Source organism: Bacteroides gallinarum DSM 18171 = JCM 13658 (assembly GCF_000374365.1).
GTDB lineage: Bacteria > Bacteroidota > Bacteroidia > Bacteroidales > Bacteroidaceae > Bacteroides > Bacteroides gallinarum.
Genome location: NZ_KB894183.1, coordinates 1 through 15,815, shown reverse-complemented (window position 1 = coordinate 15,815; position 15,815 = coordinate 1). Strand labels below are relative to the sequence as shown.

At 34.8% G+C, this 15,815-nt stretch carries 10 protein-coding genes and 1 pseudogene; 10 read left to right on the top strand and 1 reads right to left on the bottom strand.

Translation table 11 applies throughout. From position 1 onward, the window contains the following. Positions 1 to 164: 164 nt before the first annotated feature. Positions 165 to 1,373: an ROK family transcriptional regulator gene (locus tag C233_RS0120835; RefSeq protein WP_018669434.1), complete on the bottom strand. Its 1,209-nt coding sequence runs from the start codon at positions 1,371 to 1,373 to the stop codon at positions 165 to 167. A 541-nt stretch (positions 1,374 to 1,914) separates the two neighbouring features. On the opposite strand from C233_RS0120835, the gene C233_RS0120825 reads away from it, so the two are divergent. The 10 genes and pseudogenes from C233_RS0120825 to C233_RS24320 form a co-directional block, all read left to right on the top strand. Continuing rightward, positions 1,915 to 3,315 (top strand): sugar porter family MFS transporter, encoded by a 1,401-nt coding sequence (locus C233_RS0120825; protein ID WP_018669432.1) that lies wholly within the window; start codon positions 1,915 to 1,917, stop codon positions 3,313 to 3,315. 26 nt (positions 3,316 to 3,341) lie between these two features. Further along, a complete protein-coding gene (locus C233_RS0120820) occupies positions 3,342 to 4,508 on the top strand; it encodes a n-acyl-d-glucosamine 2-epimerase (protein WP_018669431.1) in 1,167 nt (388 codons plus the stop codon). 29 nt (positions 4,509 to 4,537) lie between these two features. After that, on the top strand, positions 4,538 to 7,627 hold the full coding sequence (locus C233_RS0120815; RefSeq protein ID WP_018669430.1) for a SusC/RagA family TonB-linked outer membrane protein: 3,090 nt from the start codon (positions 4,538 to 4,540) through the stop codon (positions 7,625 to 7,627). Between the two features lie 18 nt (positions 7,628 to 7,645). Beyond that, a complete protein-coding gene (locus C233_RS0120810) occupies positions 7,646 to 8,917 on the top strand; it encodes a RagB/SusD family nutrient uptake outer membrane protein (protein WP_018669429.1) in 1,272 nt (423 codons plus the stop codon). A gap of 14 nt (positions 8,918 to 8,931) precedes the next feature. Beyond that, positions 8,932 to 9,864, top strand: coding sequence for a phosphodiester glycosidase family protein (locus tag C233_RS0120805; RefSeq protein ID WP_018669428.1), 933 nt, complete (start codon positions 8,932 to 8,934; stop codon positions 9,862 to 9,864). A gap of 20 nt (positions 9,865 to 9,884) precedes the next feature. Then, positions 9,885 to 11,666, top strand: a complete 1,782-nt coding sequence (locus tag C233_RS0120800; protein ID WP_018669427.1) for a BACON domain-containing protein — start codon at positions 9,885 to 9,887, stop codon at positions 11,664 to 11,666. A 12-nt stretch (positions 11,667 to 11,678) separates the two neighbouring features. After that, positions 11,679 to 13,073: a DUF4434 domain-containing protein gene (locus C233_RS0120795; RefSeq protein ID WP_018669426.1), complete on the top strand. Its 1,395-nt coding sequence runs from the start codon at positions 11,679 to 11,681 to the stop codon at positions 13,071 to 13,073. A gap of 135 nt (positions 13,074 to 13,208) precedes the next feature. Then, positions 13,209 to 14,060 (top strand): phosphodiester glycosidase family protein, encoded by an 852-nt coding sequence (locus C233_RS0120790; RefSeq protein ID WP_018669425.1) that lies wholly within the window; start codon positions 13,209 to 13,211, stop codon positions 14,058 to 14,060. Positions 14,061 to 14,085: 25 nt separating this feature from the next. Continuing rightward, positions 14,086 to 15,486, top strand: a complete 1,401-nt coding sequence (locus C233_RS0120785; protein WP_018669424.1) for an alkaline phosphatase — start codon at positions 14,086 to 14,088, stop codon at positions 15,484 to 15,486. A gap of 156 nt (positions 15,487 to 15,642) precedes the next feature. Beyond that, positions 15,643 to 15,815, top strand: a pseudogene (locus C233_RS24320) (IS5/IS1182 family transposase); the annotation flags it as partial.

Here is a 15,815-nt window from a genome sequence, read left to right as displayed (position 1 = left end):
GAGAAATTACAGGAATAGGACTATAAAAATGGCATATGAAGTGAGTATGCTCTATCATCTTCATATGCCATCTTGATTTTTAGGGACATTTACTGAATATCCCTGCTTTAGTGTAGCTTTTCAGGAAAGCAGAGAAAAAGTCAGGGCGCATTCTTTACATAGTTTTAGCATTCGAACATCCTGCTCCGCGCTAGCATACAAGCACCTACGATACCGGCTTTATCCCTTAATTTAGAAAGCATAATGGCCGAATCCTGATTTACCAAATTCAAAGAGTATTTTTTGACAGCCGTTTTTATAGGTTGGGCTATGTAATCGTCGGTTAAAGATAATGTTCCGCCGATAATTACCAGCTCAGGATTGAATATATTGATTAATCCTGCAATCTGCTTACCTAATTTCTGTCCGATTTCCTCTACAATCTCAATGCATAGTAAATCTTCTTTGTTTACGGCGCCTATTATTTCATCCAATGTAAGCGCGTCTCCTTTTATATTAATTCGGTTGGATAGGATGGAGTTTTCTCCGCTGTTTATGCGCTCTAATAAAATGCGGTGCAGAGCTGAACCGGATGCTTCCGTTTCCAAACACCCTTTTTTACCACAATGGCAGAGTATTTCATTTTCAAATACATTAATATGTCCGAACTCGCCGGAGAAGCCTGATTTTCCAGTATATATTTTACCGTCTATAATTATTCCGATACCCAGTCCCCAGCTTATATTTACGAAAATAATGTTCTTCTCTCCTGTTACGCAACCTTGCATGTATTCTCCGTACGTCATAGCTCGGGTATCGTTGTCTATGCAGACCGGACGCCCTATTTTTTCGGTTAGTATCTCTGCTAATGGCCGTTCAGAGAAATTAAACATACTGAAGCTGTATCCGGAATCCGGATTGACCCGCCCTGAAATATTGATGCAAATATTCATTATTTTTTCAGTGTTGATGCCAGTCTTTTTAATAAAGTTACTAATGAGTTTGCATAGTTCTTCCAGAGCTTCAGATGTGTTTTCAAACTTATAGGGAATATTCGTTTTTAATTCTATCATATCCCCTTTGAAATTGATAAGTCCTATATTGATAGAGAACTTTTTTATATCTACTCCTATAAAATAACCGGATTCAGGATTTAAACCATAAAGACTTGGGTGCCGCCCGCCAGTGGTTTCTAATTTTCCATAATCATTAATATAACCGTCTTCGCACATTTCATAGATGAACTTGGTTATCGTAGGAACACTTAAATCCAGTTCTTTAGATAAATCAGTGATAGTAGAACTACCATTATATATATAATGAGTGATTATTCTTTTTTTTATGAGAGCATTTTTACTCCCCATTTCTATTTCTTTGAGTAATTCCTGTGCCATATTAATCTTTACCTTTATTAGATTTGACAAATATACTAAATTATTTAGTTAATATATCGTATATATACTTTTAATTGTTGCTTAATTGGATTGACTTAATAAATGTATATATAGTTTCTAGGTTAATTCATAAAATTGAAGCTTCTATTTCTTTATTTATATGCGTATTTTATTCATATAAATTAAATAAAATACATTTATTTGGTGTATATAATAAAAATATTTAGTAATAGTTTGTGGTATTAATAAAAAGATTATATATTTGTTGCGAATAAAACGAAATAATACTAAGAAAGACCTCAAATGAATATGAAAACAAACAAACAAAATAGTTTTCTGCACAAGAAGTGGATTATCTGTTTTACATTTGCTACACTTTGCTTAGAATTCTATAAATCTGCAGTTTATCTTTTCTTTAGTCTGTCAGATAAACAAAAAATAGATTTAAAATTGAATTTATTGGCAGTGAGATTCTTCTACAATAGATGGGAGACTGCTTGTATATAATTATATAATTAATAGTCTTTTTAAAATAATAGGTATGAAATCAAATATTAATTTCCCTTATTTAATTTTTCTCTCTGTTGTGGCTGCATTAGGTGGTTTCCTTTTCGGATACGATGCCGCTGTTATTTCCGGTACTGTATCTCAGGTTACCTCTCAATTTCAGTTAGAGGAAATTCAGGTAGGATGGTTTGTTGGCTGTGCTTTAGTAGGGTCTATTGTCGGAGTCTTGTTTGCAGGAAAATTGAGTGATAAATGGGGACGTAAGGTGACTATGTTGGTTGCTGCTATTTTCTTTTCTGTATCAGGTATTGGTTGTGCATTTACTCTGACTTTTGACCAACTGGTTTTTGCACGGATATTGGGAGGGGTGGGGATAGGTATAGTATCTGTCGTTTCTCCTCTTTATATATCCGAGGTCTCCATTGCTCAATATCGGGGTCGGTTGGTTTCTCTGTATCAGTTGGCTGTAACAATTGGTTTTTTAGGTGCTTATTTAGCCAATTATCAATTGTTACATTTTTCTCAAAGTGGGGTGGTTTTGAGTGCCGATTGGATGAATAAGATTATGGTTAGTGAAGTTTGGCGTGGTATGTTAGGATTTTCAAGTATTCCGTCTATACTATTTTTTATAATTATCTTTTTTATTCCGGAAAGTCCCCGTTGGTTGGTTTTAAAAGGCCGTGAAGTTTCAGCCGGAATGATTTTCCGGAAAATATATCTTTCAGAAGCGGAAGCTGGAGAACAATTGTACGAAACCAAATCCGTTGTTCGGTCTGAGGCTAAATCCGATTGGAGATTTTTATTACAACCAGAGATTTTTAAAGCAGTTTTGATAGGTGCAAGTATTGCCATCTTGGGACAGTTTATGGGAGTAAATGCTGTTCTTTATTATGGCCCTTCTATTTTTGAACAAGCAGGTTTGTCTGGTGGAGATGCTTTGTTCAGTCAGGTATTAGTTGGAATTGTAAACGCAGTAACTACGGTAATTGCTGTCTTTATTATAGATAAAATAGGACGTAAGAAACTTGTATATTATGGAGTTTCCGGTATGGTTATTTCTTTATTATTGATAGGTTTTTATTTCCGTTTCTCAACGACTTTTAATTTGCCAAATACATTCTTATTAATCTTTTTCTTATTCTATGTTTTTTGCTGTGCCATTTCTATCTGTGCGGTCATTTTCGTTTTACTTTCAGAAATGTATCCTACACGTGTCCGTGGAATGGCAATGTCCATCGCTGGATTTGCATTGTGGATAGGTACTTATCTTGTAGGCCAGTTAACCCCCTGGATGCTTCAAAATCTGACTCCTGCAGGAACCTTCTTACTATTTGCAATCATGTGCGTACCTTATATTCTAATTGTATGGAAATTAATTCCGGAGACTACCGGTAAATCTTTGGAAGAGATAGAAAGATATTGGATAAAAAAATAATCGACCTTATAATTAAATGATAAATTATGGATTTTAAAGAATTAGCAAAGCTTTATAAAAATGAGCTGTTAGAGAATGTTTTGCCTTTTTGGTTGAATCATTCTCAGGATCTTGAATTTGGAGGTTATTATACATGTTTGAACCGTAATGGTGATGTATTTGATACTGATAAATTCATATGGTTGCAAGGACGCGAAGTCTGGTTGTTCTCTATGTTATATAATAAAGTGGAGAAGAAACAGGAGTGGTTGGACTGTGCTGTTCAAGGCGGTGAGTTTCTGAAGAAGTATGGCCATGACGGTAATTATAATTGGTATTTTTCTTTGGATCGTCAGGGAAATCCATTGGTGGAACCGTATAATATCTTTTCGTATGCATTCGCTGCAATGGCGTTTGGACAATTGAGTTTGGCCACAGGAAATCAAGAATACGCAGAAATTGCTAAAAAAACATTTACTGCTATTTTGTCAAAAGAAGCAAATCCTAAAGGAAAATGGAATAAACTCCATCCTGGTACGCGAGATTTAAAAGGTTTTGCATTGCCCATGATACTTTGTAATTTGTCATTAGAAATAGAACATCTTTTGAATGAAGAATTTTTATTATCGACAATTGAGGCATGCATTCATGAAGTAATGGATGTCTTTTATCGTCCGGAATTGGGGGGGATTATTGTGGAGAATGTATTGATTAATGGAGAACTTTCAGATTCTTTTGAAGGACGACAGGTGACTCCTGGACATGCTATTGAGGCTATGTGGTTTATAATGGACTTAGGTAAACGTCTAGGACGTCCGGAGCTGATTAAAAAAGCAAAGGAAATCACTTTGACGATGCTTGATTATGGGTGGGATAAGGATTATGGAGGTATTTACTATTTTATGGACCGTGCAGGAAATCCACCCCAGCAGTTAGAGTGGGATCAGAAACTATGGTGGGTACATATTGAGGCACTTATTTCTTTGCTCAAATCATACCAATTGACAGGTGATAAATTCTGCTTGGAATGGTTTGAAAATGTTCATAATTATGTTTGGACGCATTTTAAAGATACTGAATATCTTGAATGGTATGGGTATTTAAATAGAAGAGGGGAAGTGTTGTTACCTTTGAAAGGGGGGAAATGGAAAGGATGTTTTCATGTTCCGAGAGGTTTATATCAATGTTGGCAAATATTAGAAACATTAGCGTAAAAATAATAGTAACGTAAAACAAGAACATTATGAGAATCTTTAATCTAAGTTATGTAAGACAAAAAGAGCAATGCACGAAGTTTCATGCTTTTTTTATATTGATATTTTTATTGTACTCTTGGGATATTTATGCTCAAGATTTTGCGGTTACTGGTGTTGTAAGTGATGTAAAAGGAGAACTCTTATCCGGTGTCAGTGTCGTAATAAAGGGAACAAGTAAAGGTACTACTACCGATGTTAATGGAAAGTATTTTTTAAGTGTGAATGATAATTCTACATTAGTATTTTCTTTCATTGGGATGAAAACTGAGGAGATTAAAGTTGGTGGTCGAAAGCTTATCAATGTAAAGATGGAGGATGATACAAAACTTTTGGAAGAAGTTGTTGTCGTTGGTTATGGAACACAGCGTAAAAAACTGGTTACTAGTGCAGTGAGTTCATTAAAAATAAATGATAATAATAATAAAGTATCTTCAATCTCTCCATCTCAATTACTTGAAGGACGTATTGCCGGAGTTAATATGTCAGTAGGTTCTGGAAATTTGGGTACACGTGAGAGAGTTAGTATTCGTGGTATTGCGTCTTTGAATGCAGGGAACGAGCCTTTGTATGTAATAGATGGTATTCCTATTTCTAACTCTAATGGGAATCTATATGATTTTGGAGAAACTATGAGTACATTATCTACTCTTAACTTATCGGATATTGAATCCGTAGAAGTTTTGAAAGATGCAGCTTCTGCGGCAATTTATGGTTCAAAAGCAACGAATGGAGTAGTAATTATCACTACAAGGTCTGGTAAGGAAAGTAAACCGGATATCAAGTTAAATGTTAATATGGGATTCTCTAATTTTGCTAATAAAGGTAAAGTAAAATATGCAGATTCGAAATTGTATTTAGAGCAGTATAATGAAGGTGCTTACAATTATAACAAACAATATGGATTAAAAGTGGGAGACAGTGGCTATATATTGCCCGTATCCAATCCTCATCCAACTATTCCAGATACGGATTGGTTAGGATTAATTTTGCAACAAGGAAGAAATTACGGGATTGACGCTTCTTTTTCAGGTGGAACGAAGGATACTAAATATTATGTAGGTTTATCTTATATGGATCAAGAAGGCATTATAAAAACCAATGCCTTAAAGAAGATGACAGCAAATGCTAAAATTGATCAGCGGATGAGTTCTTGGTTATCAATAGGAGCGAATGTTACAGGAAGTTTTATTAGAAATAATCAGGTTCCAGGACCTAATAGCGGGGCTACTATTTTAGCACGAGCTGTACAAAAAAGGCCGTTCGACTTACCGTATAAACCTAATGGTGAATATTACTTAGGAGGTACCGACGAGTTAGCTTATCATAATCCTATACAAATTCTCAATGAGACAGACACTCATACAGATAATTATCGTTTTCTCGGGAGTTTTTATGGAGTGGTCAATTTGATGAAGGGATTAACATTTAAATCTTCTTTTTATTCCGATGTAATGTATACTTATGATTATATTTATTATCAAGCAGATCACCCTTATGGTCTAGGTACTGGTAGAATGATTGATAGTAATAGATTGACCACTAATCTGACTTTTGATAATGTTTTAAATTATAGTAGAACTTTTGGTAAATTTGATATTGAAGGTTTATTAGGTCATTCTTTCCAATCGCTTGATAGCCGTAGTTCTATGATTGATGGAAACGGTTTTCCTTCTCCTGCTTTTGATGTTATAGGAGTTGCTTCAAAAATTGCGGGTACTAATGGAACTTTCTCGGAATATGCGATGGAATCATATTTTGGTCGAGCTACGTTAGCTTATGATGATAAGTATATTTTGAATGCTACAATACGTTCAGATGGTTCTTCTAAATTTGTTCGTAAAGTAAGATGGGGTACTTTTCCTTCTATTTCTTTAGGATGGAATCTTTCAAATGAAAAATTTTGGACTAATGATGATTTTGATTTGAAATTGAGAGTGAGCTATGGTAAAACAGGAAATCAAGAAGGAATTGGCAATTATGCGGCTTTACCCTTAATTAGCGGAGGATTAAATTATGATTATAATGTCGGTATAGGCGTTTCCTCTTTTGGTAATGAAGAATTAACATGGGAAACAGCAGATCAATATAATGTAGGTTTGGACTTTTCATATATGAACGGGAAAATCAACCTTATATTAGATATGTATCAAAAAAACACTCATCGTTTATTGTATGAAAAGCCGGTACATGTTACAACTGGTGTAACTTCTTTGATGTCAAATATTGGATCTATACGAAACCGAGGTATAGAGTTAACATTAAATACTCATTTTAATTTAGGTAAAGTACGTTGGGACTCTCAGTTTAATATTGCCCATAATAAAAATAAGGTTACATCATTGCTTGATGATAATTTAATACCTATAGGAAACAATAGAGCTTTAAAAGTAGGTGAAGAAGTTGGAGCTTTTTATTTGTTTAAAATGGATGGTATATACCAATATGATGGTGAAGTACCATTGCCGCAATATAATGAAGGTGTAAGAGCTGGTGATGTAAAATGGCATGATGTAGATAATAATGGAATTATTAATGATAATGATAGAGTTATTATGGGTAGTTCAAATCCTAAGTTTAGTGGTGGATGGAGTAATACATTTAGCTACAAGAATTTACAGTTGGATATATTTGCTAATTTTATGTATGGTAATGATGTGTATGCGGAATGGAAACAAACTTCGTTAGCTCGAGTAGGATATTTAGCGGGAACATTGACAGAATATGCAGAGAATAGATGGACAGGTCCTGGTACTACAACTCAATATGCTCGTTCCATAAATGGTGCGGCACGTTCAGGATATAATACAAAGAACTCGGATCGTTTTTTGGAGGATGGATCATTTTTACGGATTCGTACAGTAACTTTATCTTATAATTTGCCTTCTAAATTTATAAGTAAATTGAAATTATCTGGTGTACGTGCATTTTGTCAGGCTGATAACCTTTTACTATTTACTCCCTATTCTGGATATGATCCGGAGGTAAGTAGTAATTTGAATCCTCTTTATTTTGGAGTCGATAATTTCTCTATGCCGGCTCCTAGAACAATAAGCTTTGGTTTGAATTTGAAGTTTTAAATATAATAAAGAAAAGATATGAAAAAAATATTTGTAGTTTTTTTAACAACAAGCTTATTTGTGTTCTGCTCTTGCCAGAATATGCTTGATATATATCCCCATTCTGCCGTAGCACCTGCTAGTATCACAGAGAAGGATCTGCCTGCTTTGGAAATGGGCATGTATTTATCTGTACAAAATAATCCTACTACCGAGTCATGGGTATTAAATGATATATTAGGTGGTACTTTGACTACGAGTACTTCAAGTTTTAAGGACTTGATAAATAATACATTAAATCCGTTAAATTCACTTGTGACAAACAGCTTTAATGGCTATTTTAAAGCTCTTTATCAGGTAAATAATGTGATGTCTATTGTTGAAAATTTAAATGAATCAGCAAATAGGAATCGAATAAAAGGGACTGCACATTATTTTAGAGCATTATTGTATTATAATTTGGTTACAAAATGGGGGGACATGCCTATTCTTCGCCATAATACGTTGGAGAAACTTGTACGGCAGCCAGCTGGACAAGTCTGGGATTTTATTAAAGAAGATTTGGATGAGGCGATGCTATATTTAGGAAGTTCGAAAGATTATTATTACGTATCCTTAGATGCTGTTATGGCTCTGAAAGCAAGAGTGCTATTAACTCTTGGAGAAAATGAGGAAGCTGCCCAATTAGCAGAATCGTTAATCACTTCCGGAAAATATGATTTAGATAGTTTTGATAAAATATTTCGTAGAAAACAAAATAATGAAATCATTTTTGCATTTGTGAACCGTACAGAAGAATCTACAAATTCATTTGGTAATTTATTTTATTCTTATGCGCACCCTAATAAAGGTAGCTATGTATATCGTCCCACTCCAGATACAATGAGGTTATATGATGATACTGATAATAGAAAGGCTATGTCTATTGACAGTTCAACAGGCAATGATGTTATTAATAAATATTCTGGTGGCCAAGGAGAACGCGATCCGTTCAATATTTCTCGGTTAGCAGAGATGTATCTGATTAGTGCTGAGGCGCAAGGTCGTGTAGCTGGAGTTGAACGGTTGAATGATTTAAGAAAGGCACGAGGATTACAGCCTATTTATCCTGCTAATGATGATGATTATAAAAATGCTATTTTATTGGAAAGAAAAAAAGAGTTTTTAGCAGAAGGGTTTATGTATTATGATCTTGTTCGTACAGGTAAGGCTATAGAAGTGCTAGGATTATTACCTCATCAGCAGTTATTACCAATACCTAATACAGAATTAATTTTGAATTCAAATTTTACTCCTAATCCAGGTTATTAAAAAAATAAAAGAATATGAGAACTATAAAATTTTATAAGATACAATATTTATTATCTGTATTTCTATCAATATTTATTGCATCATGTGAGCAAGAGACAGATGGAATTATTAAGTACGAAGCGTTTGGAGAAACAGAAGCCGGTAAAGCTTTAGTTAATAATACATCGTTGGTGGCTACTGTCTTTTCAGATTCTACTTATTCATTGGAAAATGGTGTGGATATAACAGAACTACATTATTTTTCCATGAAAGGATATAGTATGAAGTTATTTATAATGGAAGTAGATCTCACTGAGCCTAACATCTCTGTAGAAGTTACTACTCCTAATAACAAAAATACATTTGGATTTCAACCTATGACTGAACAGGCTATATATGAGAATACTGATGGACATCAAGTATTAGCTGGTATTAATGGAGATTTTTTTAATACGACTACTGGGGTGCCTAATGGTATTCTCTATAAAGAAGGAACTATGATTAAAGACTTCACAGGAGCTAATTCAAATTTTTTTGCAGTGTTAAGTGATAGAAAAGGAATTGTAGGGGATAATATTAAACTGGAAGAAGTTAGAGCTAATATACAAGAAGGAATAGGTGGTGGAGTCAGATTAGTCAGAGGGGGAATTTTAGTGTCTCAGTCGGATGAAACTGTTAATCCTCGGACATGTCTGGGAGTAGATGAAACAGGTAATAAAATCATTATTTTGGAGGTTGATGGTCGGAATTATCATTATTCGAATGGTATGACATATGAAGAACTGGGACAGTGTATGCTTGCTTTGGGAGCGTATGATGCTTTGAATCTAGACGGTGGTGGCTCATCTACTTTTTTCATTAGAGATAAAGAAAATACTGGAAATTTTCTTCTTCGTAATTGGCCTTGTGATAATGGTGGAAAAGAAAGAGCTGTTGCCAATGGTTTAGTTGTTATACATAATCAATAAATATTAATATTGTAATTATTATGAAAAAGATATATTGTAAATACTTATTGTTTTGCTTTTCTTTCCTTTTAAGTGCATGTAGCGAAGATATTGAACTTGGGAAATTTAAGCCGGAAGAGCCAAGCCTAAATTTTATAACGACTTCTTTAGAAGAAGTAGGAGAAGCCGGTGGAGAATTTGATATAGAATTAGAATCCAATCTGCCTTGGCGTGTTAAATCAAATGAAGATTGGATAACGGTAGAAGAATCTACATCGTATGGGAATGCTACACGTAAGGCTATAGTTAAAGTGAAAATTGAGAAAAATAAGGTGTTGGAGCCTAGAGAAGGTTCTATAACAGCATGGGTAACTAATGATTATGAGCAAGAATTTATAATTAAACAAGTAGCTGGAACTCCGCCACCTATTGTAAAAAGGCATGTGTATGTTAAAGAGAACGGTCAAGGTAATGGTAGCTCATGGGAAGATGCAACTTCTTTAAGTTTGGCTTTGGCTGAAGATTTATCAGCTGGAGATTTTATACATATTGCGGCAGGTTTATATGCTCCTTCACTACCGATGACAGGTGGCAGTACAAGTGAAAGTGATAAAACGTTTGAAGTAAGAGAAAATATCATAATTATCGGAGGTTATCCTGCGAATGCAAGAGAAGGAGATATTTCAGACCCTGATAATAATATAACTGAATTAACTGGAAATTCACAATCAAATCATGTTTTGATGGTAACAGCGCCTAAAGTTGAGAATCAGAAAGTTACTATAACTGGTATTACCGTAAAAGATGGAAAAGCTTTATCTAGTGGAGCTATCCAAATAAATGGTACTAAATATGCCGGAAATTATGGTGGTGGTTTGATTGTAGGAAATTCGGTTTTAGAGTTAAATAATTGTACTATTCAGTCAAATATAGCTAATAGTGGAGCTGGTGGAGTATATGCCTTTGCAGCGGCTCAATTGAGCATGAATGACTGCACAGTGAAAAATAACAGTTGTGTGGCTTCCGGTGCCAATGGTGGTGGAGTATTTGTTGATGGTGGGGCGTCATTGGAGATGAATGGCGGTTATGTGGCAAACAACTCTGCCGGTGGCTTTGCTGGTGGAGTATATGTGATGAAAGCGGCATGTAGAATTTTTAATGTAACAGTTGAGAAGAATGCTGCTGGTGGTATTGGATCAGCTGTCGCTGGTAAGGCTTATGGAGGAGTTTACATAAGAGAAGGTCAAGGAGTGTTGGTTAATTGTACAATCTCAGAAAATACAGCATCGAATATAGGCGGTGGACTAGGGGTATATGGTACGGCTGCATCTCCGGCTGCTGCTGACATTATTAGTTGTACAATCTCTGAAAATAGGGTGAAAAACGCTACCGCTTTAGGAGGTGGAATCTATGTAAATGCTCCAGCTGCAGCAGCTACTGTCAATGTTTATAATTCAATTGTATCTGGTAATACACGAGGTTCAGATGGAACTAACTTTGTTTCGGATGAGGAAGGGGCTTCTGGTTATATTGTGACGAATAAAAATACTATAGTATCTGCTGCGGTTATAGGAGGAGAAGGTCAGGAAATTTCTACTGATTTTAATTTCTCTACTATGTTAGAAAAGATATCTGAAGAGAGTATCACGTATTATGTATTGAAAGGTGATAACAATCCGGCTAAAACAAAAGGGATGTCTACTGCGGATTTATTAGCTTTGGGTATAGGCTTTATTCCTAATATTTCTGAAGAAGTTATGGGTTCTGATCAGTTAGGTTTAAGCAGAGATAATAAGTTATATATAGGTTCCTGTGTTAAATAATTGTATTGATATATGAAGAATATTGTTAATTTATTTAGTTTGTTGACTATTTTATTTAGTTTATTACTCTTAAATAGTTGTGTAGTTGACAAAAGCGAGAGTGCAGTGGGATTAACTTTAATCCCACCTGCTTCCATCACAAATCAAGTTAATTTGGATATTAGAGGTGGTATAAAAAACACTACTGAAAAAGATAAAAAATATGATGTAACTATTTATTGGGATAAAGAAACTGAAGATAGCAAATTATATGAAACTACAGTCAATGTTAAAGCTGGGAAGGTTGATTGTGTGAAATATATATTATCTACCCAGAATAGAGTTGGACAACATTCTGTTATTTTAGTAGTAGAAGATGGTGTGAATGTATATAAAATGCAAAAGCCAATTGAGGTATTAGACTCTTCAATTCGTTCTACTCAAAAAATAGAAGGAGCTTTCATTGGATTCTACCATTGGAGTGAGCAGGAAGGGAAAATGTGGAATCCAACAATAAAAAATCTAACGGATAATCAATGGAAAGAGGTTGTACACTCAATGAATAAGTTAGATATGAATATTATTGTTATTCAGGAATCATTTGGAAATCAGTATTATGTAGGAAAGCATACAATTGAGCAGGATGGTTATCAAGGAAAAGCATTTTATCCTTCTTCTTTGTATAAAGAACGAATGCCAATCACTGCGGATGATCCTATAGAAGCTGTATTACAACAGGCGGATGAAGAAGGAATGAATGTATTTATGGGAGTAGGAATGTATGCTTGGTTTGACTATACAAAAGGATCGTTGGATTGGCATAAGAAAGTAGCTGAGGAGTTATGGCAAAAATATGCTCATCATCCTTCATTTTATGGATTTTATGTGTCTGAAGAAGGTATGGGGAGTCTTGATTGTTTCGAAAAAGACCCTCAGAAAAAAGGAATGCGCCAACAGGAGGTATTGCACTTTTTTAAAGAGTTTAAGCAATATTGCTATGAATTGGCACCTGATAAACCTGTAATGTTTGCACCTAATGGCTGGGGAGTGGGCGAAGCACGTGAAATATATCCTCAGTTATTGGAGAATGTTGATATTATTTGTCCTTTTGCTTTTGCCAGAATGCCTCAAGGAGATTTAACTGGGATTGAAGCAGTAACTTTGTTACAACAATTTTGTAATAATGCGGAGGCTCATTTATGGTTAGATTTGGAGGCTTTCTTGTTTGATGATAAAGAAAAATATTTAGTCCCACGGCCTATTGATGAAATAAAGAAAGATTTATTATTATTTGATACTTTCGAAAAGATCATCTGTTATCAATATCCTGGTGTATTTAATGATCCGGAGATGTCTGTAAGAATAGGGGAAGAGTCTACAATTCAGCTGTTTAAAAATTATAAAGAGTACTTGGATGCTTTGAAATAAGAATAATATTATAGGCTGGTGACAAAAATAATAAGAAACCTTGTGGAGATTTTTGTTGCTAGCCTATATGTATTGTTATAGATATTGTAATTAAAAACTAGTTGATATTATTGTTTACTTTAATGGGAGAGAATAATGAAAAAAAGTCTGTTGATATTATTGATAGAGATACTGAGTATTTCGTTATATGCACAAACAAAGTCCGATTCATTGGCTATTGTATCGGCTCAATGGGAGGTACAGGAATTGGTAAAGGGTATTACCCATAAGAAAATATTGATTTCAAATTTATATGGTGGAACTCAGCATATAAATATACTGTTTATAGATCCTAAAACTAATAAGAAAATAGATATTGCGGTTTCAGATACTTTAATGAAAACTAGTGATATGGCTTTGAAGAATGGTGCAATGGCTGCAATTAACGGTTCCTATTTTAATATGAAAGTAGGAAATTCAGTCTGCTTTTTAAAGGTTGGGACAGAATTGAAAGATACGACAACAATAAAAGAATGGCAAGCAAGAGTAACGGGAGCTATACGTGTACACAAAGGTAAATTGGAGTTATTCCCTTGGAATAAGCAGATAGAAACAAAGTATACAAAAAAGAAAGGAACAACTTTAGCATCTGGCCCATTATTGTTGTTAAATGGAAGGGAATATGATTGGACAATGTGTGCTCAAGAATTTATTGAAACCAAGCATCCACGCAGTGCAGTTGCTGTTACTGAAAAAGGAATGGTCTTATTTATAACGGTGGATGGGCGGATGCCCGGTTTTGCTGATGGAGTAAATATCCGCGAATTGGCTCACCTTACCCGTGTCTTAGGTGGAAAAGATGCGATAAATTTAGATGGTGGTGGTTCTACTACTTTATGGTTAGCCGGTGTATCTCATAGTGGTGTATTAAATTGCCCATGTGATAACGGAAAATTTGATCATATGGGAGAACGTAAGGTTGCTAATATTTTATATGTTTACGAATAGGAAAGTATAATTTAAATATATATTTATGAATCGATTAATATACATAATATTTTTTGCGCTAATGCCGGGCATGATATATGCTCAACAGGCAAAATATGTCTTCTATTTTATCGGTGATGGAATGGGAATAAACCAAGTAAATGGCACAGAAATGTATTTGGCTGAAAGAGAAGGGAATATTGGGGTAAAACCTTTATTGTTTACAACATTTCCGGCCGCTGGTTTTGCAACAACATTTTCTGTTACAAATTCTGTTACTGATTCCTCTGCGGCAGGTACAGCTCTCTCTACAGGTGAAAAAACCTATAATGGCGCCGTTGGTATGAATCAGGATAAAAATATAGTGGAAACTATTGCAGAGAAAGCTAAAAAGAGAGGTCGTAAAGTTGGTATAGCTACAAGTGTGAGCATCGACCATGCCACTCCGGCAGCATTTTATGCCCATCAATTAGACCGTGGTATGTATTATGAGATAGCTCTAGATTTACCCAAAGCAAATTTTGATTTCTATGCGGGCGGTGGCTTTTTAAGGCCAACAATGACAGTTGATAAAAAGGATGCTCCAAATATTTTTCCAATTATAGAAAAGGCTGGTTATACAATAGCTAAAGGACTTGATGAATATAAGGTTAAAGCAGCCAATGCAAACAAAATAGTATTAATTCAGCAAGAGGGTGCTAATTCTTCTTGTCTGCCGTATGCCATTGACCGTAAAGAAGGGGATTTAACTCTAAGTGAAATAACGAAAGGTGCTATTGATTTCTTAACTAAAGAGAACAATAAGGGTTTTTTCTTGATGGTAGAAGGAGGAAAAATAGATTGGGCCTGTCATAGCAATGATCTTGCAACAGCTTTTGAAGAAATAAAAGATTTAGATGATGCGGTCAGGGTGGCTTATGAATTTTATAAGAAGCATCCCAAAGAAACATTGATAGTTGTGACAGCTGACCATGAAACAGGTGGTTTAGGATTAGGTGTAGCCAAATATGAACTGCAGATGAAATTGATAACTAACCAAAAGCAATCTCAGGATTTACTTTCTAAGGCCATTACTGATTTACGTAAAAAAAGGTCAAATAAGGTATCTTGGGAAGAAATAAAGAGATTACTTGCTAAAAAAATGGGTTTTTGGGAGAAAATACCATTAAGTTGGGAACAAGAGAAAATGCTTCATAATGAATATGAAAATTCTTTTGTTAATAATAAAATTATTTTTGAAGAAAGTCTATATGCTAGAACTGAACCCTTAGCTGCTGTTGCCAAGAAAGTTATGAATCAAATAGCTATGATCGGATGGACAACTGCAGGGCATACTGCTGGGTATATCCCTGTTTTCTCTATAGGTGCAGGATCACAATTGTTTATGGGTAAAATGGATAATACAGATATTCCAAAACGTATTATACAGGCTGCCAAATACGAGTGATATAGAAGTTGTATATATTATTCCAAAAAAGGATGAGAGAGAGGTTGTGTCAACATTTTGACACAACCTTTTTTATGCACAAAGCCCAGACTTTCCCAAGCCCGGGCTTTGTTATTAGCCAAAGTTTATGTAACTTTAGGCATCAGTTTTTTCGTTATGGCAAAGTTACATTTTCGTCCTTACATTCCCAACCAAACGGTTCTTTTTCCACAAAGAATTGATGAAAACATAGCTGCGGGCGACCCTGTCCGCATAGTCAATGCAGTTGTTGACAGTCTCGATCTTGATAATTTCAAGAAGCTTTATAAAGAAACGGGGCGCTCAGCTTA

Excerpts from the sequence above, each read along its gene's own strand:
- C233_RS0120835 (WP_018669434.1), bottom strand. The coding sequence starts at position 1,373 with ATGGCACAGGAATTACTCAAAGAAATAGAAATGGGGAGTAAAAATGCT.
- C233_RS0120825 (WP_018669432.1), top strand. The coding sequence starts at position 1,915 with ATGAAATCAAATATTAATTTCCCTTATTTAATTTTTCTCTCTGTTGTG.
- C233_RS0120820 (WP_018669431.1), top strand. The coding sequence starts at position 3,342 with ATGGATTTTAAAGAATTAGCAAAGCTTTATAAAAATGAGCTGTTAGAG.
- C233_RS0120815 (WP_018669430.1), top strand. The coding sequence starts at position 4,538 with ATGAGAATCTTTAATCTAAGTTATGTAAGACAAAAAGAGCAATGCACG.
- C233_RS0120810 (WP_018669429.1), top strand. The coding sequence starts at position 7,646 with ATGAAAAAAATATTTGTAGTTTTTTTAACAACAAGCTTATTTGTGTTC.
- C233_RS0120805 (WP_018669428.1), top strand. The coding sequence starts at position 8,932 with ATGAGAACTATAAAATTTTATAAGATACAATATTTATTATCTGTATTT.
- C233_RS0120800 (WP_018669427.1), top strand. The coding sequence starts at position 9,885 with ATGAAAAAGATATATTGTAAATACTTATTGTTTTGCTTTTCTTTCCTT.
- C233_RS0120795 (WP_018669426.1), top strand. The coding sequence starts at position 11,679 with ATGAAGAATATTGTTAATTTATTTAGTTTGTTGACTATTTTATTTAGT.
- C233_RS0120790 (WP_018669425.1), top strand. The coding sequence starts at position 13,209 with ATGAAAAAAAGTCTGTTGATATTATTGATAGAGATACTGAGTATTTCG.
- C233_RS0120785 (WP_018669424.1), top strand. The coding sequence starts at position 14,086 with ATGAATCGATTAATATACATAATATTTTTTGCGCTAATGCCGGGCATG.